Genomic DNA, 22,980 nt, shown 5'->3' on the forward strand with positions numbered 1-22,980 from the left:
GCCAGTCCCAAAATCGATACCCGCCGGGCTACTCGTCCTCCGCCAGCGTGAGCTCGACACCGCCCACGAAGCCCGCCGACAGGTTGTAGATGAAGGCGCCCAGGGTCGCCAGCGCGGTGGCCAGCACCACGTCGATCACCGCGATGACCGAGGTGAAGATCAGGACCCGGGGCAGCGACAGGAACGCCTGGAGGTCGAAGCCGTTGCCCTCGTTGGAACCGGTCGCCTCGCTGATGGTGCCGCCCACGGTGGAGAAGACGCCCATCGCGTCCATCACCATCCACAGGACCGCCGATGCCACCACCGTGCAGATGCCGAGCGCGATGGACAGCAGGAAGCTGACCTTCATCACCGACCACGGATCGGCCTTGGACACGCGCAGGCGCGCCTTGCGGGTACGCGGAGTGGTCCGCGCCCCCGTCCGCGGCTTGCGGGCCGTCTGGGCCGGTCCCACGCCCTGCTGGGGGCCGTAGGGCCCCGCACCGCCCGGCGTCCCGCCCGGAGGCGAGGGGTAGGCCTGCGGCGGGTGGTACGGGCCCGCCTGACCGGGTGCGGGTTCCCGCTCGCCGGGCAGCGGCCCGGTCGCGTAACCCTCGTATTGGGGCTGAGGGCCCCGCGTATCCGTCACAGTGCCCCCTTGGGAGTCCGTGGCGGGGCCACGGGCACCGTTACCTCCCGCTCCGGAAGCGGCCGAACCGGCGCCCGTGGCTCCACTCACGCTCTACTCCTCGTGCTCCCCGGTCGAGGACGAGGTGTCCTCGACATTGCTGTCGACCGTGCTGCCGGCGGCCTCGTCGGCCGTGGTCGCCTCGGTCGTCCCGCCTTCGGCGTCGCTGTCGACGGGTCCGTCGACCTCGTCGGCCTCGCGGCCCGCCTCGGCGTTGCGGGCGATGCCGACGACGGCATCCCGCTTGCCCAGATTGATCAGTTGGACGCCCATGGTGTCACGGCCCGTCTCCCTGACTTCGTTGACTCGCGTACGAATCACACCACCGCCGAGCGTGATGGCGAGGATCTCGTCCGTCTCCTCGACCACCAGCGCGCCGACCAGCGAGCCCCGGTCCTCCACGATCTTGGCGGCCTTGATGCCGAGGCCACCGCGACCCTGGACGCGGTACTCGTCGACCGGGGTCCGCTTCGCGTAACCGCCGTCGGTGGCAGTGAACACGAAAGTACCGGGCCTGACGACATTCATCGAGAGCAGTTCGTCTCCCTCGCGGAAACTCATGCCCTTGACGCCCGAAGTGGCGCGGCCCATCGGCCGCAGCGCCTCGTCCGTCGCGGTGAACCTGATCGACTGGGCCTTCTTGCTGATGAGCAGCAGGTCGTCGTCGGCCGAGACCAGCTCCGCGCCGATCAGCTCGTCGTCGGCGCCGTCCGCGGTCTCGCGCAGGTTGATGGCGATGACACCACCGGAGCGCGGCGAGTCGTAGTCCTTCAGCGCGGTCTTCTTCACCAGGCCGCCCTGGGTGGCCAGGATCAGATAGGGCGCGGCGTCGTAGTCGCGGATCGCCAGGATCTGCGCGATCCGCTCGTCCGGCTGGAAGGCCAGCAGGTTCGCCACGTGCTGACCGCGCGCGTCCCGGCCGGCGTCCGGCAGCTCGTACGCCTTGGCCCGGTAGACCCGGCCCTTGTTGGTGAAGAACAGCAGCCAGTGGTGCGTCGTGGACACGAAGAAGTGGTCGACGATGTCGTCTTCCTTGAGCTTCGTGCCGCGCACGCCCTTGCCGCCGCGCTTCTGCGAGCGGTAGTCGTCCGTCTTGGTGCGCTTCACATAGCCGCCGCGGGAGATCGTGACGACGATGTCCTCCTCGGCGATCAGGTCCTCGATGGACATGTCGCCCTCGAAGGGCACCAGCTTGGAGCGCCGGTCGTCGCCGAACTTGTCGACGATCGCCGCCAGCTCCTCGCTGACGATCTGCCGCTGCCGCTCGGGCGAGGCCAGGATCTGGTTGTACTCGTTGATCTTCGCCTGGAGCTCGTCGTGCTCGGCGGTGATCTTCTGGTGCTCCAGCGCGGCCAGCCGGCGCAGCTGCATCTCCAGGATCGCGTTCGCCTGGAGGTCGTCGATCTCCAGCAGGCCCATCAGGCCCTCACGGGCGATCTCGACGGTCTGGCTGCGCCGGATGAGGGCGATGACCTCGTCGATGGCGTTCAGGGCCTTCAGCAGGCCGCGCAGGATGTGCGCCCGCTCCTCGGCCTTGCGCAGCCGGAACTTCGTACGCCGGACGATGACCTCGATCTGGTGCGTCACCCAGTGGCGGATGAACGCGTCGATCGACAGGGTGCGCGGCACCCCGTCCACCAGCGCCAGCATGTTGGCACCGAAGTTGGTCTGCAGATCGGTGTGCTTGTACAGGTTGTTCAGGACGACCTTGGCGACCGCGTCCCGCTTCAGTACGACGACCAGGCGCTGCCCGGTACGGGAGGAGGTCTCGTCGCGCACGTCGGCGATGCCGCCGACCTTGCCGTCCTTCACCAGGTCGGCGATCTTCTGCGCGAGGTTGTCGGGGTTGGTCTGGTACGGGAGCTCCGTGACGACCAGGCACTGGCGGTTCTGGATCTCCTCGACCGCCACGACCGCGCGCATCGTGATCGAGCCGCGGCCGGTGCGGTACGCCTCCTCGATGCCCTTGCGGCCGACGACCAGCGCGCCGGTGGGGAAGTCCGGGCCCTTGATCCGTTCGATCAGGGCGTCCAGCAGCTCTTCCTGCGAGGCTTCCGGGTTCTCCAGGTACCACTGGGCGCCGGACGCGACCTCGCGCAGGTTGTGCGGCGGGATGTTGGTCGCCATGCCGACCGCGATGCCCGCGGAGCCGTTGACCAGCAGGTTCGGGAAGCGCGCCGGGAGGACCGTCGGCTCCTGGTTGCGGCCGTCGTAGTTGTCCTGGAAGTCGACGGTCTCCTCGTCGATGTCCCGGACCATCTCCATGGACAGCGGCATCATCTTGCACTCGGTGTACCGCATGGCGGCGGCCGGGTCGTTGCCCGGGGAACCGAAGTTGCCGTTGGAGTCCACCAGCGGCATGCGCATCGACCACGGCTGGGCCAGGCGGACCAGGGCGTCGTAGATCGAGGAGTCGCCGTGCGGGTGGTACGTACCCATGACGTCACCGACGACGCGGGCGCACTTGTAGAAGCCCTTCTCGGGCCGGTAGCCGCCGTCGTACATCGCGTACAGCACCCGGCGGTGGACGGGCTTGAGTCCGTCCCGCACGTCGGGCAGCGCACGCGAGACGATGACGGACATCGCGTAGTCGAGGTAGGAGCGCTGCATCTCCGTCTCGAGCCCGACGGGCTCGACACGCATGCCCACGCCCTCGACGGGCGGTACCTCTTCGGGCGTCACGGGTGCGGGGGTGTTCTCATCGGCCATTGCTGGTCAAAGTCCTTTCGCGCTGCGGCTTGCTTGTACGGCCGACTCAGATGTCGAGGAAGCGGACGTCCTTGGCGTTGCGCTGGATGAACGAGCGCCGCGCCTCGACGTCCTCACCCATGAGCACCGAGAACAGGTCGTCCGCCTGCGCCGCGTCGTCCAGCGTGACCTGGCCGAGCACCCGGTGGTCGATGTCCATCGTGGTGACGCGCAGTTCCTCGGCGTTCATTTCGCCGAGGCCCTTGAAGCGCTGGATCGAGTCTTCCTTGATCCGCTTGCCGTTCTGCTTGCCGAGCGCGACCAGGGCGTCCCGCTCGCGGTCCGAGTACGCGTACTCGGAGTCGTCGCGACCCCACTTGATCTTGTACAGCGGGGGGCGCGACAGATAGACGTGGCCGGCCTCGACCAGCGGACGCATGAAGCGGAACAGGAACGTCAGCAGCAGGGTGTTGATGTGCTGGCCGTCGACGTCGGCGTCCGCCATCAGGATGATCTTGTGATAGCGGAGCTTCTCGATGTCGAAGTCCTCGTGGACCCCGGTGCCGAACGCCGAGATCAGCGCCTGGACCTCGGTGTTCTGGAGGATCTTGTCGACCCGGGCCTTCTCGACGTTCAGGATCTTGCCTCGGATCGGCAGGATCGCCTGGTACATCGGGTTACGGCCCGACTTGGCCGAGCCGCCTGCGGAGTCACCCTCGACGATGAAGATCTCGCACTTGGTGGGGTCGTTCGACTGGCAGTCGCTGAGCTTGCCGGGGAGCGAGGCGCTCTCCAGCAGCCCCTTGCGCCGGGTCAGGTCGCGCGCCTTGCGGGCCGCCACGCGGGCGGTCGAGGCGGCGATGCCCTTGCGGATGATGTCGGCCGCCTCGTTGGGGTTGCGGTCGAACCAGTCCGTCAGCTGCTCGTGGACGACCTTCTGCACGAAGGTCTTGGCCTCCGTGTTGCCCAGCTTGGTCTTCGTCTGGCCCTCGAACTGCGGCTCGCCCAGCTTCACCGAGATGATCGCGGTCAAACCCTCGCGGACGTCCTCACCGGTGAGGTTGTCGTCCTTCTCACGGAGCAGCTTCTTGTCGCGGGCGTAACGGTTGACCAGGGAGGTCAGCGCGGCGCGGAAGCCTTCCTCGTGCGTACCGCCCTCATGCGTGTGGATCGCGTTGGCGAAGGAGTAGACGCCCTCGCTGTACTGCGTGTTCCACTGCATCGCGATCTCGACGGAGAGCAGACGGTCCTTGTCCTCGGCCTCGACGTCGATCACCGACTGGTGGATGACATCGCCCTTGCGGGAGTTGAGGTACTTGACGAAGTCGACGATGCCGTTCTCGTAGTGGTACGTGACCGAGCGGGCCACTTCCTCCTCGGGAACGTCCACCGCCTCGGCGCTGTCCGCGCCGGCCGTCGCCTTCGCCGACTCGCGCTCGTCGGTCAGCTTGAGGGTGAGGCCCTTGTTGAGGAAGGCCATCTCCTGGAAGCGGCGCGAGAGCGTCTCGAAGGAGTACTCGGTCGTCTCGAAGATGTCGCCGTCGGCCCAGAAGGTGACGCTCGTGCCCGTCTCGTCGGTGGCCTCGTTACGCGCCAGCGGGGCGGTCGGGACACCGAACTTGTAGTCCTGGGTCCAGCGGTACCCGTCGGTCTTCACCTCGACCGCCACCCGCGTGGACAGGGCGTTGACGACGGAGACACCGACGCCGTGCAGACCACCGGAGACGGCGTAACCGCCACCGCCGAACTTGCCGCCCGCGTGCAGGACGGTGAGCACGACCTCGACGGCGGGCTTGCCCTCGGACGGCACGATGCCGACCGGGATGCCACGGCCGTTGTCGATCACGCGCACCCCGCCGTCGGCGAGGATCGTGACGTCGATGGTGTCCGCGTGCCCGGCCATGGCCTCGTCGACCGAGTTGTCCACGACCTCCTGCACGAGGTGGTGGAGACCGCGCTCACCGGTCGAGCCGATGTACATGCCGGGTCGCTTGCGGACCGCGTCCAGGCCCTCCAGCACGGTGATCGCGCTGGCGTCGTACGAGGGCTGTGCCTCGGCCGGGGCGGGAGCGGCGTCGCCCTCCCCCTGGGTGGACGGAATGTTCTCGTTGGGGTTGCCGGAATCGGCCACGAAGCGCCCTTTCTGGCACAGCACAGGCCGTTCTCCGGGCAGGCGGGAGCGGCTGCGTCGTTCGGCTTGTATCGACGAATCCCGCCAGACGCGGGATTGTTCATCAGTCTACCGGTAGCGCCGACCCGAATGGGGGTTTGCGGGCACCTGAGTACGCATGTGCCGCCCTGAATGAGCGGCTGACGACTCCCCATATCCGGGACGGGGCCTCAAGGGGCTCACGCAGGCGTTGAGCGCTTCGGCCTGTCAGCCCTCCGCTACGGTGAGGGACGCCCGCTCACCACCACCTGGTTTCACGTGCCACGTAATCGGGCCCCCGGGCGCCCTGGACGCCCCGCGCCCCCTCCGTACGCACCGGCCCCCATCCGCGTACGGGCTGGAAAAGCCCAGGTCGCGGCGGGTCAGCCGTAGGTGTCGCCCGGGCCCGTGCTCCCCGGGGCACGCAGCGGGCCGAACCTGTGCTGCGGCCCGCCGGGACCCAGCACCTTGATCATCCGGACCGTGCCGTTGCCCAGGTCCGCGTTGAGCCGGGCCACCAGCTGGGGAGCCAGCAGCCGCAGCTGCGTCGCCCAGGCCGTCGAATCGCACTGCACCGTCAGCACCCGCTGGTCCGGCTCCTCGTCGTACCGCACGGGCACACAGTGCAGGGCGAGGTCGTCACCGACGATCTGCGGCCAGCGGCCCATCACCCCGCCGACCGCCGCCGGGGTCTCCCAGCCTCGCTCGGTGATCAGCCGGTTGATCGCGGCGCCCAGCGGCAGTGGGTCGCGGCCGTCCCGCCGCGCCCCGGAGCGCAGCCCGCCCCCGCGTCTGGCCTGCTTCTTCTGCTGCGCCGCCTCGCCGCGCGCCCGCGCCTGCTCCTTGGCCGCGCGCAGCGCCACCCGGGCCAGGTCCACGCCGGACGGCTCGGCCGGCTTCGCCCGGTCCTCGGAGCCCGGGGCCTTCTCCTCACCGGCGCCGCTCACACCCGCTCCACCTCGCCGGCGGACACCGCGTACCGCGTCCCCGCGAGCGCCCCAGGCACGTCGTCGTCCACCGCCGCGGTCACCAGCACCTGTTCGGCCGGCGCCACCAGCTCCGCCAGCCGCTCCCGGCGGCGGGCGTCCAGTTCGGCGAACACGTCGTCCAGCACCAGCACCGGTTCGTTGCCCTCGCCGCGCAGCAGCTCGTACGAGGCGAGACGCAGCGCCAGCGCGTACGACCAGGACTCCCCGTGGCTCGCGTACCCCTTGGCGGGCATCCCGCGCAGGCCCAGCACCAGGTCGTCGCGGTGCGGGCCGACCAGCGTCACTCCGCGCTCGATCTCCTGCTTGCGGACCCCGGCCAGGGCCTCGATGAGCTGTCCGTACAGCTCCTCACGCGTGCGTGCGGGGCCGGCCTCGCCGCCGACGGAACTGCGGTAGTCCAGCGCCACCGGGCCGCCGCCCGGCGCCACGTCCCCATACGCCTTGTCGGCCAGCGGCTGGAGCGTGGCGATCAGGTCCAGGCGCTGGGTCAGCAGCTCCGCGCCCACCGCGGCCAGGTGCTGGTCCCACACGTCGAGCGTCGACAGGTCCAGGGAGCGCCCGCCGTGCCTGCGGGCCATCGCGGCGGACTTCAGAAGTGTGTTCCGCTGCTTGAGCACCCGCTCGTAGTCGGATCGCACCCCGGCCATCCGGGGCGACCGCGCGGTGACCAGCTCGTCCAGGAAGCGCCGGCGCTCGCCGGGGTCGCCCTTCACCAGGGCCAGGTCCTCCGGAGCGAACAGCACCGTCCGCACGATGCCGACCACGTCACGTGGTCTGACCTGCGACGATCTGTTGATCCGGGCACGGTTCGCCTTGCCCGGGTTGAGTTCGAGCTCGACCAGCTGCGAGCGCTCGCCCTGGGTGACGGCCGCCCTGATCACCGCCCGCTCGGCGCCCATGCGGACGAGCGGGGCATCGGAGGAGACGCGGTGGCTGCCGAGCGTGGCGAGATAGCCGACGGCCTCCACCAGATTCGTCTTGCCCTGGCCGTTGGCCCCCACGAACGCGGTGACGCCCGGGTCGAGGGACACCTCGGCCCGGGCGTACGAGCGGAAGTCGGCCAGCGACAGATGCGTGACGTGCATGGTGTGCGCCGACCTTCCCGGCTTCCTGCTCCGTGCTCCGACGGCGGGAGGGGCGGTAGGCCCTCCCGCTCCTCGTTGCGGGTTACTTCTTGTTCTCGACCGCGTGGCCGCCGAACTGGTTGCGCAGCGCGGCGATCATCTTCATCTGCGGGGAGTCGTCCTGGCGCGAGGCGAAGCGCGCGAAGAGCGACGCCGTGATCGCGGGCAGCGGCACCGCGTTGTCGATCGCGGCCTCCACCGTCCAGCGGCCCTCGCCCGAGTCGGCCGCGTAGCCGCGGAGCTTGTCGAGGTGCTCGTCGTCGTCCAGGGCGTTGACCGCCAGGTCGAGCAGCCAGGAGCGGATGACCGTGCCCTCCTGCCAGGAGCGGAAGACCTCGCGCACGTCGGTGACGGAGTCGACCTTCTCCAGGAGCTCCCAGCCCTCGGCGTACGCCTGCATCATGGCGTACTCGATGCCGTTGTGGACCATCTTGGCGAAGTGGCCGGCGCCGACCTTGCCCGCGTGGACCGCGCCGAAGTCGCCCTCGGGCTTCAGGGCGTCGAAGATCGGCTGGACCTTCGCCACGTCCTCGGCGTCGCCGCCGTACATGAGCGCGTAGCCGTTCTCCAGGCCCCAGACGCCACCGGAGACGCCGCAGTCGACGAAGCCGATGCCCTTGCGGCGCAGCTCCTCCGCGTGCTTCTCGTCGTCGGTCCAGCGGCTGTTGCCGCCGTCCACGACGATGTCGCCGGGCGAGAGGAGCTCGGCCAGCTCGTCCACGGTGGACTGGGTCGCGGCTCCGGCCGGGACCATCACCCATACGACCCGGGGGCCCTTGAGGTTGCCCACAAGCTCTTCCAGGCTGTGGACATCGGCGAGATCCGGGTTGCGGTCGTAACCGATGACGGTGTGGCCTGCGCGGCGGATGCGCTCGCGCATGTTGCCGCCCATCTTGCCGAGGCCGACGAGACCGAGCTCCATCAGAGATTCCTTAGCGTTGTGCCGATTCGTACCCAAGTCCGAGCCTACGCCCGGAAGGGGACAGGACGCCGGGCGTGCTCGGCGCTGAACACGCCCGTCGGGCCCCGCCGGGGCGGGGCCGGGGGAGGTCAGCCGGAGAGGCGGACCGGCATGATCAGGTACTTGTACGCGTCGTCCGCCTCGGCATCCACGGCCGGGCGGCCGCTGAGCAGCGCCGGCTTGGTGGAGGTCGTGAACGAGAGCTGGGCGACCGGGGAGTCGATGGCGCTGAGGCCGTCGAGCAGGAAGGTCGGGTTGAAGGCGATCGAGATGTCGTCGCCCTCCAGCACGGCGTCGACCCTTTCCACAGCCTGTGCGTCGTCGCTGGAGCCGGCCTCCAGGATCAGGACGCCCTGCTCGAAGGTCAGCCGGACCGGGGTGTTGCGCTCGGCCACCAGGGCGACGCGCTTGACGGCCTCCACGAACGGGGCGGTCTCGATCACGGCGACCGAGTTGAACTCGGTGGGGAAGAGCGTGCGGTACTTCGGCAGGTCGCCTTCGAGCAGTCGGGTGGTCGTACGCCGCCCGGCGCCCTCGAACCCGATGAGCCCTTCGCCCGAGCCCGAGCCGGACAGCGCCAGGGTGACCGTGTCACCGCTGGTGAGGGCCTTGGCGGTGTCCAGCAGCGTCTTGGCGGGCACCAGGGCGACGGCGGAAGCCTCCGGGTCCTCCGGCTTCCAGAGGAACTCACGGACCGCGAAACGGTAGCGGTCGGTGGAGGCGAGGGTGACGGTGTCGCCCTCGATCTCGATGCGGACGCCGGTCAGGACGGGCAGCGTGTCGTCGCGGCCCGCGGCGATGGCGACCTGGGCGGCGGCGGAGGCGAAGACCTCACCGGGGACGGTGCCGGTCGCGGTCGGCATCTGCGGAAGCGCCGGGTACTCCTCCACAGGAAGGGTGTGGAGGGTGAATCGCGAGGAGCCGCAGGAGACGGTGGCCCGTACACCGTCTGTGGAAATCTCCACCGGACGGTTGGGGAGGGCGCGGCAGATGTCGGCGAGCAGCCGGCCGGAGACGAGGACGGTGCCGTCCTCCTCGACCTCGGCCTCCACCGAGACCCGTGCCGAGACCTCGTAGTCGAAGCTGGAGAAGCTGAGCGCGCCGTCCTCGGCCTTCAGCAGAAGGCCCGCGAGAACGGGCGCCGGCGGACGGGCCGGAAGGCTGCGGGCCACCCAGGCCACCGCCTCCGCGAGTACATCGCGCTCCACCCGGATCTTCACCGGAACCGCCTCCTGCTGTTTTCGCCCTGTCGGCCTTCGTCGTCTGGTCGGGTCGCTCCGCCGAAGAGAGGGGGAGGACGCCGGGGACCAGTCTGACGCACCGCACCGACACTCGTTGCTGCTCGGGGTCAAATCGCGGCGAGCAGCCCGGAGCGCTCCGAGGGCGAGTTGTGCACAGGCCCCACTTCGAAACGGATTCCGAGCTAACTATGAGTGGTGGTAGTAGTAGGCCCTGTGGAAACCGTGGATAACCCCGTTTTCGCAGCTCAGAGCCGGTTTTTTATCCACCGACCCTGTGGGTGGAACCGGTGGACAACCCGGGCTTTCTGTGGACAGCCGGAAGTTGTGCACAACCCGTACACAGGGGAGGGCGGTTTCTCCCCAGGTCTGTCCCCAGCTTTACCCCCGTTCCCCACAGGCCAACCCTGCCTCTTGGTGTGACGCCTTTCACTCGGGCTGGTGACGGGGCCTGTCGTGTTGCCGAACAGTGGACAGCGGTGTGGAGAAGCGGGCTCTTGCTGGGGAAAACGGCCTCGGACCTGTGGGCAGTCGGTGGACAACCCCGGGCCCGGCCTGTGGACGAAAATTTTGTCCACAGGCTGTGGATCATCGTTGACCACAAATCCCCAACCCGCTGAGCTGGCCTGATGCTCTCCCGAAGGTTCTGCCTGTGGATGCAGTATGGACAACTTTTGGATCCCCAGGCTGTGGAGGGAAAAAAGTGCCCGGATCTGTGGAGAACACCCGTGACCTCCCGATTAATCGAACAGACCGGGACCTCCAGCAGCGGGACCGGTGGACGGCCGACCGGTGTCCGGAGCCCTGCGCAGGGGGTTGCGAGCCGGCTTTCGGGGAACACAGGAGGGCGCTGTGCGGACTCCTGACGAGTCCGCACAGCGCCCTCGGGGTACGTGCGGGTGTCGGCGCGGGGCGCCGTCAGCCGTTCTTGATGCGGTTCGTGAGCTCGGTGACCTGGTTGTAGATGGAGCGCCGCTCCGCCATCAGCGCCCGGATCTTGCGGTCCGCGTGCATCACCGTCGTATGGTCCCGGCCGCCGAACTGCGCACCGATCTTCGGCAGTGAGAGATCCGTCAGCTCGCGGCACAGGTACATGGCGATCTGCCGGGCCGTCACCAGCACCCGGCTGCGCGACGATCCGCAGAGGTCTTCCACCGTCAGGCCGAAGTAGTCCGCGGTCGCCGCCATGATGGCGCTCGCCGTGATCTCCGGGGCCGTGTCCTCGCCACCCGGGATCAGATCCTTCAGCACGATCTCCGTGAGCCCCAGGTCCACGGGCTGCCGGTTGAGGCTCGCGAAGGCCGTCACCCGGATGAGAGCGCCCTCCAGTTCACGGATGTTGCGCGAGATACGGGAGGCGATGAACTCCAGCACCTCCGGAGGCGCGTTGAGCTGCTCCTGCACCGCCTTCTTGCGCAGGATCGCGATCCGGGTCTCCAGCTCGGGGGGCTGGACGTCGGTGGTCAGCCCCCACTCGAAACGATTCCGCAACCGGTCCTCCAGAGTGACCAGTTGCTTCGGCGGCCGGTCGGAGGAGAGCACGATCTGCTTGTTGGCGTTGTGCAGTGTATTGAAGGTGTGGAAGAACTCCTCCTGCGTCGACTCCTTGCTCGCCAGGAACTGGATGTCGTCGACGAGCAGGATGTCGACATCGCGGTACCGCTTGCGGAAGGTGTCGCCCTTGCCGTCGCGGATCGAGTTGATGAACTCGTTGGTGAACTCCTCGGAGCTCACGTACCGCACCCGGGTGCCCGGGTAGAGGCTCCGCGCGTAGTGCCCGATGGCGTGCAGCAGATGGGTCTTGCCGAGTCCCGACTCCCCGTAGACGAACAGGGGGTTGTACGCCTTCGCGGGCGCCTCGGCCACCGCCACGGCCGCGGCGTGCGCGAAGCGGTTCGAGGCACCGATGACGAAGGTGTCGAAGAGGTACTTCGGGTTCAGCCGGGCGTGCGGCTCGCCGGGGCCGGGGGCCGGTGCGGGCTGTGCGCCCATCGGGCCCGGGGCTCCCCCGGGACGGCCGGTGCCGGCGCCGGGACGGTGCTGCGGCTCCGGGTGCTCGGGGCGGGAACGCTCGCCGTGCTGCGGGTCGTACCCCTGGCGCTCCGGCGGCTGCGGGCGGTAGTCGTGCTGCGGCTGCTGCGGGGAACGGCCGCCGTACGGCTCGCGCCACTGGTCGGGGGACGGTTCGCGGTCCTGGAATCCGCCGAGCCGGGGCTGCTGCCAGGACAGGTCCTCCTGGGTTCGCGGCCAGGCGCCGGGCTCCGGGCGCTGCTGCTGGTAGTCCGGGTAGGCGGGCCGCGCGCTGGGCATGCCGTCGTCCGAGGACCGGGTCCCGTAGCCGTCGTACCCGTCGCCGTGCCGGCCCTCGTCGTGCTGCGGGCCCTGGTAGCGGTGGGACGGCTGGGGGGACTGGTGCATCGGGGGCGCCGGCGGGCCCGGCGGTTCGCCCGCGGAGTCGTCGACCGTGATCGCGATCCGGATGGGGCGCCCGCACTCGCGGCTCAGCGTCTCGCTGATGAGGGGGGCCAGGCGGCCTTCGAGGACCCGCTTGCCCCACTCGTTGGGAACGGCAAGCAGCGCGGTGTCGGCCACCAGGGCGAGCGGCTGGCAGCGCTCGATCCACTGCTTGTCCTTCGGCTCGATGCCCTGCTGCCCCTCCCCGAGGAGCTGCTCCAGCACTCGCGGCCACACTGCGGCAAGATCGGCAGGTACGTCAGCCACAGGGCACGCTCTCTCGCTGGTCCCACGAATGTGTGGTTCTCGGGACGGTATGGGTCGGGGTGGGTGAGGACCGGCAGGCGGGAAGAAAAAGAACCGGAGTTCAGCCACGGTAGTCAGCCCGACCCGCGACGTTCAAGTCGTTGTCCACAGCCTGTGCACAATGGGGGGTCCGACAGGGTCGGTTTGACCGGATGGCGCAGCCGCGCGTACCGTGACCAGGTCGAGTTGTCGATGGCTGCTGCCGCCTGCCTCCGATGGGCAAAGATCACGATCTGTGATTGTGAATGCGGTGCACTAGGGCGTTTACGCGAGTCTCTCGTGGGCGCACGGTGACAGCCAGGCGATGTCCCGCCAACACACGAGTCATTTCTGGAGCCCCCGAGTGAGCAAGCGCACCTTCCAGCCGAACAACCGTCGTCGCGCGAAGACCCACGGCTTCCGGCTGCGTATGCGTACCCGTGCCGGCCGCGCGATTCTCGCGTCCCGCCGTAGCAAGGGTCGCGCCAGCCTGTCCGCCTGATCGCGTACAGGTCGTCATGACGTGCTGCCTTCCGAGAATCGGCTGAGGCGGCGCGAGGACTTCGCGACCGCGGTACGACGAGGACGCCGGGCCGGTCGTCCGCTCCTCGTCGTCCATCTACGAAGCGGTGCAACCGACCCGCACGTGCCTGGGGAGAACGTTCCCCCGCCGCGTGCGGGTTTCGTTGTCAGCAAAGCCGTGGGTGGTGCGGTCGTCCGCACAGCGGTGAAGCGCAGGCTTCGCCACCTGGTCCGAGAACGGCTTGCCCTGCTGCCCCCCGGTAGCCTGGTTGTCGTACGAGCGTTGCCCGGAGCGGGCGACGCCGGCCATGAACAGCTGGCCCGAGACCTGGACGCCGCCTTGCAGCGGCTGCTGGGAGGGGGCGTGCGATGAAGTACCCGCTGCTGGCTCTCATCAAGCTGTACCAGTGGACGATCAGCCCACTTCTCGGGCCTGTCTGCCGTTACTACCCGTCGTGTTCCCACTATGGATATACGGCGATCGACCGGCACGGAGCGATCAAGGGCACGGCGCTGACAGCCTGGCGCATCCTGCGATGCAATCCGTGGTCACCCGGCGGCGTGGACTACGTACCACCACGCAAACGTCCGCGGTGGCACGAACTGCTGCGCAGCGCCCTACGCGGCAGCAAGGGCGGGGACTCCGCCGCTGACGTGCCTCCCGGGGGTTCGGCCACCGAGCTCCCGAGTTCGGCCGCAGAGACTTCGCCCAAAGCTCAAGGAGCCTGATTAGTGGACACGATTGCCAGTCTGTTCAGCTTCATCACTTGGCCCGTCTCCTGGGTCATCGTCCAGTTCCACAAGTTGTACGGGGCGATCTTCGGCCCTGACACCGGATGGGCCTGGGGTCTGTCCATCGTGTCCCTCGTGGTGCTCATCCGTATCTGCCTGATCCCGCTGTTCGTCAAGCAGATCAAGTCGACGCGGAACATGCAGCTGCTCCAGCCGAAGATGAAGGCGATCCAGGAGCGCTACAAGAGCGACAAGCAGCGTCAGTCCGAAGAGATGATGAAGCTGTACAAGGAGACGGGTACCAACCCGCTCTCCTCGTGCCTGCCCATCATCGCGCAGTCGCCGTTCTTCTTCGCGCTGTACCACGTACTCTCCGCGATCGCATCGAACAAGAAGATCGGCGTCATCGACCAGTCGCTGCTGGACAGCGCCCGGCAGGCCCACATCTTCGGCGCTCCGCTGGCCGCCAAGTTCATGGACAGCGCGGACAAGGTCGATGCCCTCGGCGCTTCGCTGACCGACGTCCGGGTCGTCACCGCGGTCATGATCGTGATGATGTCGGCCTCGCAGTTCTTCACGCAGCGCCAGCTGATGACGAAGAACGTCGACCTGACGGTCAAGACGCCGTACATGCAGCAGCAGAAGATGCTGATGTACATCTTCCCGCTGATCTTCGCGGTCATGGGCATCAACTTCCCCGTCGGTGTCCTCGTCTACTGGCTCACCACGAACGTCTGGACCATGGGTCAGCAGATGTACGTGATCAACCAGAACCCGACGCCGGGCAGCAAGGCCCAGGAGCAGTACCTCGGACGCGTGCTGAAGAGCGTTACCGCGCACGGTGAGGTCCGTGGCCGGACCCGGCGCAACACCGTCAAGCGGATCGTGGCCAAGGGCCCGGACCGCAATGACATCGAGCGCAAGTTCGTCGTCGGACTGGCCAAGCTGGGGCTCGCTCCCCAGGAGGACGGCACGGTGGCCAAGAGCGACACCGCCGTCGCCGAGGCCGAGGGCGGAGCCCCGCAGCGCCGCCAGCAGCCCAAGCGGCAGACGAAGGCGCAGCGCCAGACCGGTGCGGTCCACCAGGGCGGTGCCAAGGAGGACGACGCAGGCGAGCCGGCGTCCAAGACTTCCCTGAAGAAGAGCACCGCGCAGGACGACAAGTCGAAGCCGGCGGGCAAGACCGCGTCCGGCTCCTCACGCCAAGCCAAGTCCGGACAGCGCAAGGGCCCGCAGCGGCCCAAGCACCCGTCCAAGAAGTAAGAAGGAGTCCATCCGTGACGGAAGGCACCATCTCCACGGCCGCTGAGGGCAGCGACACCCTGACCCGCCTTGAGCAGGAAGGGGAGATCGCAGCGGACTACCTTGAGGGCCTGCTCGACATCGCCGACCTCGACGGCGACATCGACATGGACGTCGAGGCGGACCGGGCCGCGGTCTCGATCATCAGCGACTCGGCGCGCGAGCTGCAGAAGCTCGTGGGGCGCGACGGTGAGGTCCTGGAGGCGCTTCAGGAACTGACTCGGCTCGCCGTGCACCGCGAGACCGGTGACCGGAGCCGTCTGATGCTGGACATCGCCGGTTTCCGGGCCAAGAAGCGCACGGAGCTCGCCGAGCTGGGTGCCAAGGCGGCGGACAGGGTCAAGAGCACTGGTGAGCCGGTGAAGCTGGACCCGATGACGCCCTTCGAGCGCAAGGTCGTGCACGATGCGGTCGCGGCGGCGGGCCTGCGCAGCGAATCGGAGGGCGAGGAGCCGCAGCGCTTCGTCGTCGTCCTGCCGGCCTGACCGGCTCCTTACCTGTCGGCCCCGTCTGTTCGCAGACGGGGCCGATCTTTGTCAGCCTGATAGACAGCCACCCATGGTGCGGTAGTGCGGTACGGAAGGACGGTCCCCCCGTGACGGAGGAAGTAGCGCTTCCCCAAGCGCCCGACGAGGCCCGGGAAGTATTCGGTGAGTGCTTTCCCGAGGCTGTCCGGTACGCGGAACTGCTGGCCGACGCGGGGGTCACGCGCGGACTGATCGGGCCACGCGAGGTTCCGCGTCTGTGGGAGAGGCACCTGCTGAACTGCGCGGTGCTCTCCGAGGTCGTCCCCGAGGGGGTCACGGTCTGCGACGTGGGGTCGGGGGCCGGGCTGCCGGGCATTCCCCTGGCGCTGGTGCGCCCGGACCTGAAGATCACCCTTCTGGAACCGCTGCTGCGGCGGACGAACTTTCTCCAGGAGGTCGTGGAGCTGCTGGGGCTCGATCATGTGACGGTCGTCCGGGGCCGGGCCGAGGAGGTACTTGGCTCCCTGCAGCCGGTGCATGTGGTGACTGCCCGGGCGGTGGCCCCGCTGGACCGGCTGGCCGGCTGGGGCGTGCCCCTGCTGCGCCCGTACGGCGAGATGCTCGCGCTCAAGGGCGACACCGCCGAGGAGGAGATCAACGGGGCTCGGGCCGCGCTCAGCAAGCTGGGCGTGGTGGACACAGAGGTGCTGCATGTCGGCGAGGGCGTGGTCGACCCGACGTCCACTGTGGTCCGGGTGGTGGTCGGCGAGAGCCCGGGAGGTGTGAGGTTCGCCGCAAAGCGAGCCAAGGCAGCGCGGACCAGCCGGACGCGACGTCGTCGCTGAACCCTGCGCGGAGTGTCGTGGCTCTGTAGCTACCCTGCGGAGGCATCGTGTTTCACGTGAAACGTCGTTCTCTGCTGCATGGAATCATCGGCCGCGGTCATGAGGCAGCCGCCCCTCCCCATCGCAGGCCCGTTAGGGCTACGGAGTTGTCCACAGAAGTGGTTTCATCCACAGAAGAGCGGGCCTCGCTGGTTCACGACCCCGAAACCATGACAGGCTCTGCTCATTGCGAGCCTGAAGTCGAGGAGAGTGAATCCTTGCGGTCCGACGCCAACATCGCGGGGCCGATGACCGATCCGGTCCCCGGCCCCCGAACCGAATCGGCGGGGAACGGTGTTTCACGTGAAACACCGCCGCCGATGGACGACACACCCATCGGTCGTGCGGCACAGCTGGCGGTGGAGGCCCTTGGCCGAGCCGGCGAGGGACTGCCGCGACCCGAGCAGACCCGCGTCATGGTCGTGGCCAACCAGAAGGGCGGGGTGGGCAAGACCACCTCGACGGTCAACCTCGCCGCGTCGCTGGCACTTCACGGGGCACGGGTTCTGGTGGTGGACCTCGACCCGCAGGGCAACGCCTCGACGGCTCTGGGCATCGATCACCACGCCGAAGTCCCCTCGATCTATGACGTTCTGGTGGAGAGCAGGCCGCTCTCCGACGTGGTCCAGCCCGTCCCGGACGTCGAAGGTCTCTTCTGCGCCCCGGCCACCATCGATCTCGCCGGTGCGGAGATCGAGCTGGTGTCGCTGGTGGCGCGGGAGAGTCGACTCCAGCGTGCCATCCAGGCGTATGAGCAGCCGCTGGATTACATCCTGATCGACTGCCCGCCCTCGCTGGGCCTGCTGACGGTCAACGCGCTGGTGGCCGGTGCGGAGGTGCTGATCCCTATTCAGTGCGAGTACTACGCGCTGGAAGGGCTGGGTCAGCTCCTGCGGAACGTCGAGCTGGTACGGGGCCATCTGAACCCCGATCTCCATGTCTCGACCATCCTGCTCACCATGTACGACGGTCGGACCCGGCTGGCGTCACAGGTGGCGGAGGAGGTTCGCAGCCACTTCGGCAAGGAGGTGCTGAGGACCAGCATTCCCCGGTCGGTCCGCATCTCCGAGGCGCCGAGCTACGGGCAGACCGTGCTCACGTACGATCCCGGTTCCAGCGGGTCACTGTCCTACCTCGAAGCAGCCCGCGAGATCGCGTTGCGAGGGGTTGGGGTGCACTACGAGGGACAGCACGCCCACTCGGGCGGTTCGATCAGTCAGCAGAGCAATTCGGAGGGGATCCAGTGAGTGAGCGTCGTCGAGGGTTGGGGCGAGGGCTCGGTGCCCTGATCCCAGCCGCTCCCCAGGAGAAGCAGTTGTCGTCCGCCGGCTCCGGGGCTTCTTCGCCCGTTCTGACCACGGAGCGGGGTGTGGCGGCCGCCAAGGTGGCCACGCTCGGGGCCACTCCCGTCGTGCCGGAGCCGAGCTCGCCGATGTCGGGGACCGAGCCGACGGTCTCGGGCGATGTGGCCGGCGCGTACTTCGCCGAGCTGCCGATCGACTCCATCACGCCGAACCCGCGTCAGCCTCGTGAGGTCTTCGACGAGGACGCGCTCGCGGAGCTGGTCACCTCCATCAAGGAGGTCGGGCTTCTCCAGCCGGTCGTGGTGCGCAAGATCGGGTCCGACCGTTTTGAGCTCATCATGGGTGAGCGGCGCTGGAGGGCCTGCCGCGAGGCGGGCCTGGAGCGCATCCCGGCCATCGTCCGGGCCACGGACGACGAGAAGCTGCTCCTGGACGCCCTCCTGGAGAACCTGCACCGGGCTCAGCTGAACCCGCTGGAGGAGGCGGCCGCCTACGACCAGCTGCTCAAGGACTTCAAGTGCACGCATGACCAACTGGCGGACCGGATCGGCCGTTCCCGGCCGCAGGTGTCCAACACCCTGCGTCTGCTGCGGCTGTCCCCTCCCGTGCAGCGCCGGGTCGCCGCCGGGGTGCTGTCGGCGGGCCACGCGCGCGCACTGCTGTCGGTGGACGACTCCGAGGAGCAGGACAAGCTGGCCCATCGCATCGTGGCCGAAGGGCTCTCGGTGCGTGCGGTCGAGGAGATCGTGACGCTCATGGGCTCTCGGCCCACGAGCGCCAAGAAGGCCAAGGGCCCCCGGGCGGGGGCGCGGCTCTCTCCGGCGCTCTCCGATCTGGCGTCGCGGCTCTCCGACCGGTTCGAGACCCGGGTGAAGGTCGACCTCGGGCAGAAGAAGGGCAAGATCGTCGTAGAGTTCGCCTCGATGGAGGACCTGGACCGCATCCTCGGCAGCCTCGCCCCGGGCGAGGGCCGAGTCCTGGACCGCGCTCCCTCCGAGGAGTCGGCCGAGGACGACGAGAGCTGACGCACGCCGAACGGTGAGGGCGGGCTGTTTCCGGTTCACGGAATACAGCCCGCCCTTTGCTCTGTCACGGTGTCGGCTTGATCCGGCGGTGGTTACGATGCGTTCCGGCAGGGCATTTCCGTCCATGACGCAGTGGGCGCGAGAAGTGAGGAACAGCCTTCATGGGGCGTCGGCTCGTACCGCTCACGCTGGACAACCTTCCCGACCTTCCCCGGCGCTGCCGCTCCTGTGTCTTCTGGGAGCTCGACCCCGTCAGCGGAGAGGCCGCCGTCAAGAGCGGGACATCCGACCGGGAGAAGGAGGCGTGGATCTCCGGGGTGCTCCTGGAATGGGGCTCCTGCGGGCGGGTGGTCTACGTCGATGACGTGCCGGCCGGCTTCGTGCTCTACGCACCACCCGCGTACGTTCCGCGCGCCACCGCCTTCCCGACGAGCCCCGTCTCCCCCGATGCTGTTCAGCTGATGACCGCGCTGATCATGCCGGGCTACCGGGGGCAGGGGCTGGGGCGGGTGATGGTGCAGACCGTTGCCAAGGATCTGATCCGTCGGGGCTTCAAGGCGATCGAAGCCTTCGGAGATGCCCGGTGGAAGGAGTCGGCCTGTGTGCTGCCCGCCGACCATCTTCTGGCGGTGGGGTTCAAGACGGTGCGCCCGCACCCGGTGCATCCTCGGCTGCGGCTTGAACTGCGGACGACGCTCTCCTGGAAAGAAGACGTCGAGATGGCCCTGGACCGGCTCTTGGGGGCAGTACAGAAGGAACCTGCGCTGCGGCCATTGTGAGGTGCGCGCTCAACGCCGCAATGCAAAACGGGCCCGTCCAGGGGCGGACGGGCCCGTTTCACGTGAAACAAGCGGACGCAGCTTCTGCCTTACTGGTCCTTGCCGGCGATGAAGCCCTCGAGGTCGCGGAGGATCGCGGCCTTCGGCTTGGCGCCGACGATCGTCTTGGCGACCTCGCCGCCCTGGTAGACATTCAGCGTCGGGATGGACATGACGCCGTACTTGGCGGCGGTGGCCGGGTTCTCGTCAATGTTGAGCTTCACGACCTCGATCTCGCCGTGCTCGGCCGCGATGGCCTCCAGCGACGGGGCGATCTGGCGGCACGGGCCGCACCAGGCAGCCCAGAAGTCCACCAGCACAGGCTTGTCGCTCTTGAGGACGACCTCTTCGAAGGAGTCGTCAGTCACGTTCTTCAGGGCGCCGGCCACGGCGGCCTCCTAACTTCGCGGGGTGTGTGGGGATATGAGTGAGGCGTGGGTCAGACGGCGGCCGCGGGTGCGGCCTTCTCGTCGTCGGCGAGCGCGGCGAGGAAGCGCTCGGCGTCGAGGGCGGCGGAGCAGCCGGTGCCGGCCGCGGTGATCGCCTGGCGGTAGGTGTGGTCGACAACGTCGCCGGCGCCGAAGACACCGGGCAGGTTGGTGCGCGTCGAGGGCGCGGCGACCTTGAGGTAGCCCTCGTCGTCGAGGTCGAGCTGGCCCTTGAAGAGCTCGGTGCGCGGGTCGTGGCCGACGGCGATGAACAGGCCGGTCACGGGCAGCTCGGACGTCTCGCCGGTCTTGGTGTTGCGCAGCGTCACGCCGGAGAGCTTCTGCTCGCCGTTGACTCCGGCGACCTCGCTGTCCCATGCGAACTTGATCTTCGGGTCGGCGAAGGCGCGTTCCTGCATGGTCTTGGAGGCGCGCAGAGTGTCGCGGCGGTGGATGATGGTGACCGACTTGGCGAAGCGCGAGAGGAAGGTTGCCTCCTCCATCGCAGTGTCGCCACCGCCGACCACGGCGATGTCCTGGTCCTTGAAGAAGAAGCCGTCGCAGGTCGCGCACCAGGAGACGCCGCGTCCGGAGAGGGCATCCTCGTTGGGGAGCCCGAGCTTGCGGTGCTGGGAGCCCGTGGTGACGATGACGGCCTTGGCACGGTGGACGGTGCCTGCGGTGTCGGTGACGGTCTTGATGTCACCGGTGAGGTCGACGGAGACCACGTCGTCCGGGATCAGCTCGGCGCCGAAGCGCTCGGCCTGGGCGCGCATGTTGTCCATGAGCTCGGGGCCCATGATGCCGTCCTGGAAGCCCGGGAAGTTCTCCACGTCGGTGGTGTTCATGAGCGCGCCACCGGCGGTGACGGCCCCTTCGAAAACCAGCGGCTTCAGCGAGGCGCGCGCGGTGTACAGGGCGGCTGTGTAGCCGGCCGGGCCGGAGCCGATGATGATCACATTACGCACGTCGCTCACGGGTTTCTTCCTCGTCTCTGCAGACTGCCTACTGTCCACGCCTACTGGGGCCGGTTCAACGACTCTCACCCCACCCAACGGATCCTACGGGGGATGCATTCCCGACGTGCCGGGGCGGCTGGCGGCGTGATGATCAGGGGCGGTTGTAGGCGTGCGTGAGCAGCAGCTTTCCCTTGGAGGGAGGCTCGGCTCCTACACAGGCCGCGTCGACGACATACGCCTGAACGCTGGCCGGATCCGTGGGATGGGGCAGGACGACGAGGAACGCGTCGGCGCCCTCGTAGCTGCCTCTTTCGATGGCCAGGGCCGGGCTGTTCCGGCCGATGCCCTCTTCTACGCAAGCAGGAACGGTCACAGCGGGGGCCCGGAGTGGGGAGTCGGGAGACATGGAGTCCGAGGGACCCGCCTGGAGCGAGGGCCGGGTCCGGGGCGAGGACTGGGATCCGACAGAGGGAGCCTCTGCGCTGCCCTTGGGCTTCTGAGAGCTCTCCGCGCCGGTGCTTGTGTCCAGCAGCTCGTGTACCCGGTCCTCGAGGGTGGCGGCGGAGAACTCCTGTGATCGGCTTTTCGGGGCTGTGGCCGCCGTGTCCTGGCTGAGCCCGGAGGCAGAGGTATCGCTGCTCTTCGATCCCGGGATGTTCTGCATCACGAAGACGCTCATGCCGACCAGGGCAGCGGCCCCCAGCGCGGAGGCGAGGAGGGTGGTACGGAGGCGCTTCCGACCGAGGTGCCGGCCGGGACCCGTGTTCGCGCGGCCATGTCCAGCCGGACGATCCGGGGGATGTGACCGTGACGGAGAACCCTCGGCTATCTGCACGCGCTCTGTTTCACGTGAAACATCGGGCGCCGCATCCGGCTCCGCGCGATGATTGCGCGCCTCGGTAGCGAGAGCGGCATCGATACGGTCGGCGATGTCTGTGGGCATGGGTTCGGGGGCGGGCAGTTCGCCGAGCAGCCCGCGAATCTCTTCCAATGCGGTGAGGACATCGCTGCAGGGCTCACAGGCGTCCAGGTGGCTGCGGATCTCGGCTGCGCGGCCTTCGGGAAGCAGGTCCTCGGTCAGGTCGGAGATTTCCGAGACTTCCGGGTGCTGGGTCGTGCCGGGTGCTGACGTCATCGGTGTCCACCTCCGCCCTTCATTACAGTGGGGTCGCTCGCGCCCGTGTCTCGTGGTCCGGCTGCGGGTGGGACGGATGCTCTGGGCGTCCGGTTCCCTTCCGTACCGGGCGCTTCTCCGGCGCGCCCATCGCTACGAAGATGCGCCAGCAGGGGTGCCAGTCGGGCGCGGCCCCGCGCGCAACGGCTCTTCACGGTGCCCACGGGTACATCGAGGATGCGAGCGGCCTCCGCCACCGGATACCCCTGCATGTCCACGAGGACGAGCGCCCCGCGCTGCTCGGCGGGGAGGGTGGCCAGCGCGGCGAGGAGTTCGCGGTGGAGATCGTGGCGTTCCGCCGGGGCCTCCGCGGACTCATGCGGTTCCAGCAGCTGGTCGAGCCGTTCCGGGTCGTCGACGGGCGAAGTCTTCCGGGAAGCGGCCTTGCGGACGCGGTCGAGGCACGCATTGACCGTGATGCGGTGCAGCCAGGTGGTGACGGCGGACTGGCCCCGGAAGGTGTGGGCGGCGCGGAAGGCGGAGATCAGGGCGTCCTGTACGGCATCGGCCGCTTCCTCGCGATCGCCCAGCGTCCGCAGGGCCACGGCCCATAGGCGGTCGCGATGGCGTCGAGCCAGCTCGCCGAAGGCGTCCGCGTCTCCGGCGACGTGACGGGCCAGGAGGTCCGCGTCGCTCGGTGGATCGGAGGCATCGGCGCCGTAGCGCTCGCGGTCACCCCCCTCAGCTGTCGCCATCCGTGCATTCAATCCGATCCACGCCGGGAAGTAAATGGCGAGCTCGGTTCGATTGTATGAATGATAAAAGGCGCGATTCGCTCATGCTTCGGAAGTGCCCTGTCCGTCCTATATT

General features: G+C 68.5%; 21 protein-coding genes. 9 read left to right on the forward strand and 12 right to left on the reverse strand.

Annotation, left to right across the window (positions count from 1 at the left end; translation table 11 throughout):
* Nucleotides 1-28 precede the first annotated feature (28 nt).
* The 8 genes from ABZ565_RS29910 to dnaA all read right to left on the reverse strand — a co-directional run bounded on the left by ABZ565_RS29910 (nucleotide 29) and on the right by dnaA (nucleotide 12,537).
* A complete protein-coding gene (locus tag ABZ565_RS29910; protein ID WP_361033614.1) occupies nucleotides 29-628 on the reverse strand; it encodes a DUF3566 domain-containing protein in 600 nt (199 codons plus the stop codon).
* 93 nt (nucleotides 629-721) lie between these two features.
* The gene (gene gyrA, locus ABZ565_RS29915; RefSeq protein WP_361033616.1) at nucleotides 722-3,376 is read right to left on the reverse strand and encodes a DNA gyrase subunit A; all 2,655 of its coding nucleotides are present in this window, start codon (nucleotides 3,374-3,376) and stop codon (nucleotides 722-724) included.
* 46 nt (nucleotides 3,377-3,422) lie between these two features.
* A complete protein-coding gene (gyrB, locus tag ABZ565_RS29920; protein WP_361033619.1) occupies nucleotides 3,423-5,510 on the reverse strand; it encodes a DNA topoisomerase (ATP-hydrolyzing) subunit B in 2,088 nt (695 codons plus the stop codon).
* Nucleotides 5,511-5,887: 377 nt separating this feature from the next.
* The gene (locus tag ABZ565_RS29925; protein WP_361033622.1) at nucleotides 5,888-6,451 is read right to left on the reverse strand and encodes a DciA family protein; all 564 of its coding nucleotides are present in this window, start codon (nucleotides 6,449-6,451) and stop codon (nucleotides 5,888-5,890) included.
* Nucleotides 6,448-7,578 carry a DNA replication/repair protein RecF gene (gene recF / locus ABZ565_RS29930; protein ID WP_361033625.1) on the reverse strand — a complete coding sequence of 377 codons (1,131 nt, stop codon included), beginning with the start codon at nucleotides 7,576-7,578 and terminating at the stop codon, nucleotides 6,448-6,450. The genes ABZ565_RS29925 and recF overlap by 4 nt, the downstream gene beginning before the upstream one ends.
* An 82-nt stretch (nucleotides 7,579-7,660) precedes the next feature.
* Nucleotides 7,661-8,539 (reverse strand): phosphogluconate dehydrogenase (NAD(+)-dependent, decarboxylating), encoded by an 879-nt coding sequence (gene gnd, locus ABZ565_RS29935; RefSeq protein ID WP_361033628.1) that lies wholly within the window; start codon nucleotides 8,537-8,539, stop codon nucleotides 7,661-7,663.
* Nucleotides 8,540-8,667: 128 nt separating this feature from the next.
* Nucleotides 8,668-9,798 carry a DNA polymerase III subunit beta gene (gene dnaN, locus ABZ565_RS29940; RefSeq protein WP_018101898.1) on the reverse strand — a complete coding sequence of 377 codons (1,131 nt, stop codon included), beginning with the start codon at nucleotides 9,796-9,798 and terminating at the stop codon, nucleotides 8,668-8,670.
* A 936-nt stretch (nucleotides 9,799-10,734) separates the two neighbouring features.
* Entirely contained in the window at nucleotides 10,735-12,537 is a 1,803-nt protein-coding gene (gene dnaA / locus ABZ565_RS29945) for a chromosomal replication initiator protein DnaA (RefSeq protein WP_361033632.1), read from the reverse strand.
* 382 nt (nucleotides 12,538-12,919) lie between these two features.
* Here dnaA and rpmH point away from each other — a divergent pair, with 382 nt between their 5' ends.
* The 9 genes from rpmH (at nucleotide 12,920) to ABZ565_RS29990 (ending at nucleotide 19,570) form a co-directional block, all read left to right on the forward strand.
* On the forward strand, nucleotides 12,920-13,057 hold the full coding sequence (gene rpmH / locus ABZ565_RS29950) for a 50S ribosomal protein L34 (RefSeq protein WP_006348049.1): 138 nt from the start codon (nucleotides 12,920-12,922) through the stop codon (nucleotides 13,055-13,057).
* Between the two features lie 21 nt (nucleotides 13,058-13,078).
* A complete protein-coding gene (gene rnpA / locus ABZ565_RS29955; protein ID WP_143622322.1) occupies nucleotides 13,079-13,450 on the forward strand; it encodes a ribonuclease P protein component in 372 nt (123 codons plus the stop codon).
* Nucleotides 13,447-13,806: a membrane protein insertion efficiency factor YidD gene (yidD, locus tag ABZ565_RS29960; RefSeq protein WP_361033636.1), complete on the forward strand. Its 360-nt coding sequence runs from the start codon at nucleotides 13,447-13,449 to the stop codon at nucleotides 13,804-13,806. Before rnpA ends, yidD begins: the two co-directional genes overlap by 4 nt.
* A 3-nt stretch (nucleotides 13,807-13,809) precedes the next feature.
* Nucleotides 13,810-15,072 carry a membrane protein insertase YidC gene (yidC, locus tag ABZ565_RS29965; protein ID WP_361033639.1) on the forward strand — a complete coding sequence of 421 codons (1,263 nt, stop codon included), beginning with the start codon at nucleotides 13,810-13,812 and terminating at the stop codon, nucleotides 15,070-15,072.
* A gap of 14 nt (nucleotides 15,073-15,086) precedes the next feature.
* Complete coding sequence (locus ABZ565_RS29970; protein WP_361033642.1) at nucleotides 15,087-15,596, forward strand: R3H domain-containing nucleic acid-binding protein; 510 nt, start codon at nucleotides 15,087-15,089, stop codon at nucleotides 15,594-15,596.
* A gap of 110 nt (nucleotides 15,597-15,706) precedes the next feature.
* Nucleotides 15,707-16,423 carry a 16S rRNA (guanine(527)-N(7))-methyltransferase RsmG gene (gene rsmG, locus ABZ565_RS29975; RefSeq protein ID WP_073966654.1) on the forward strand — a complete coding sequence of 239 codons (717 nt, stop codon included), beginning with the start codon at nucleotides 15,707-15,709 and terminating at the stop codon, nucleotides 16,421-16,423.
* Between the two features lie 209 nt (nucleotides 16,424-16,632).
* Complete coding sequence (locus tag ABZ565_RS29980; protein ID WP_361033683.1) at nucleotides 16,633-17,709, forward strand: ParA family protein; 1,077 nt, start codon at nucleotides 16,633-16,635, stop codon at nucleotides 17,707-17,709.
* Nucleotides 17,706-18,791 (forward strand): ParB/RepB/Spo0J family partition protein, encoded by a 1,086-nt coding sequence (locus tag ABZ565_RS29985; protein ID WP_361033645.1) that lies wholly within the window; start codon nucleotides 17,706-17,708, stop codon nucleotides 18,789-18,791. Before ABZ565_RS29980 ends, ABZ565_RS29985 begins: the two co-directional genes overlap by 4 nt.
* Before the next feature lie 161 nt (nucleotides 18,792-18,952).
* On the forward strand, nucleotides 18,953-19,570 hold the full coding sequence (locus ABZ565_RS29990; protein ID WP_164399275.1) for a GNAT family N-acetyltransferase: 618 nt from the start codon (nucleotides 18,953-18,955) through the stop codon (nucleotides 19,568-19,570).
* Between the two features lie 89 nt (nucleotides 19,571-19,659).
* On the opposite strand, the gene trxA is transcribed toward ABZ565_RS29990, so the two are convergent.
* The 4 genes from trxA to sigM form a co-directional block, all read right to left on the reverse strand.
* On the reverse strand, nucleotides 19,660-19,998 hold the full coding sequence (gene trxA, locus ABZ565_RS29995; protein ID WP_361033650.1) for a thioredoxin: 339 nt from the start codon (nucleotides 19,996-19,998) through the stop codon (nucleotides 19,660-19,662).
* A gap of 50 nt (nucleotides 19,999-20,048) precedes the next feature.
* Entirely contained in the window at nucleotides 20,049-21,014 is a 966-nt protein-coding gene (trxB, locus tag ABZ565_RS30000) for a thioredoxin-disulfide reductase (RefSeq protein WP_361033653.1), read from the reverse strand.
* Between the two features lie 133 nt (nucleotides 21,015-21,147).
* Nucleotides 21,148-22,131: a hypothetical protein gene (locus ABZ565_RS30005; protein WP_361033656.1), complete on the reverse strand. Its 984-nt coding sequence runs from the start codon at nucleotides 22,129-22,131 to the stop codon at nucleotides 21,148-21,150.
* Complete coding sequence (gene sigM / locus ABZ565_RS30010) at nucleotides 22,128-22,865, reverse strand: RNA polymerase sigma factor SigM (RefSeq protein ID WP_361033659.1); 738 nt, start codon at nucleotides 22,863-22,865, stop codon at nucleotides 22,128-22,130. The genes ABZ565_RS30005 and sigM overlap by 4 nt, the downstream gene beginning before the upstream one ends.
* Nucleotides 22,866-22,980 lie beyond the last annotated feature (115 nt).

Origin of the sequence: Streptomyces sp. NPDC016469 (genome assembly GCF_040632905.1) — a bacterium.
Lineage (GTDB): Bacteria > Actinomycetota > Actinomycetes > Streptomycetales > Streptomycetaceae > Streptomyces.

What these genes read in the sequence shown, in the direction of transcription:
- ABZ565_RS29980 (WP_361033683.1), top strand. Translation starts at nt 16,633, where the DNA reads ATGACAGGCTCTGCTCATTGCGAGCCTGAAGTCGAGGAGAGTGAATCC.
- ABZ565_RS30005 (WP_361033656.1), bottom strand. Translation starts at nt 22,131, where the DNA reads ATGACGTCAGCACCCGGCACGACCCAGCACCCGGAAGTCTCGGAAATC.
- ABZ565_RS29990 (WP_164399275.1), top strand. Translation starts at nt 18,953, where the DNA reads ATGGGGCGTCGGCTCGTACCGCTCACGCTGGACAACCTTCCCGACCTT.
- yidD (WP_361033636.1), top strand. Translation starts at nt 13,447, where the DNA reads ATGAAGTACCCGCTGCTGGCTCTCATCAAGCTGTACCAGTGGACGATC.
- gyrA (WP_361033616.1), bottom strand. Translation starts at nt 3,376, where the DNA reads ATGGCCGATGAGAACACCCCCGCACCCGTGACGCCCGAAGAGGTACCG.
- recF (WP_361033625.1), bottom strand. Translation starts at nt 7,578, where the DNA reads ATGCACGTCACGCATCTGTCGCTGGCCGACTTCCGCTCGTACGCCCGG.
- sigM (WP_361033659.1), bottom strand. Translation starts at nt 22,865, where the DNA reads ATGGCGACAGCTGAGGGGGGTGACCGCGAGCGCTACGGCGCCGATGCC.
- gnd (WP_361033628.1), bottom strand. Translation starts at nt 8,539, where the DNA reads ATGGAGCTCGGTCTCGTCGGCCTCGGCAAGATGGGCGGCAACATGCGC.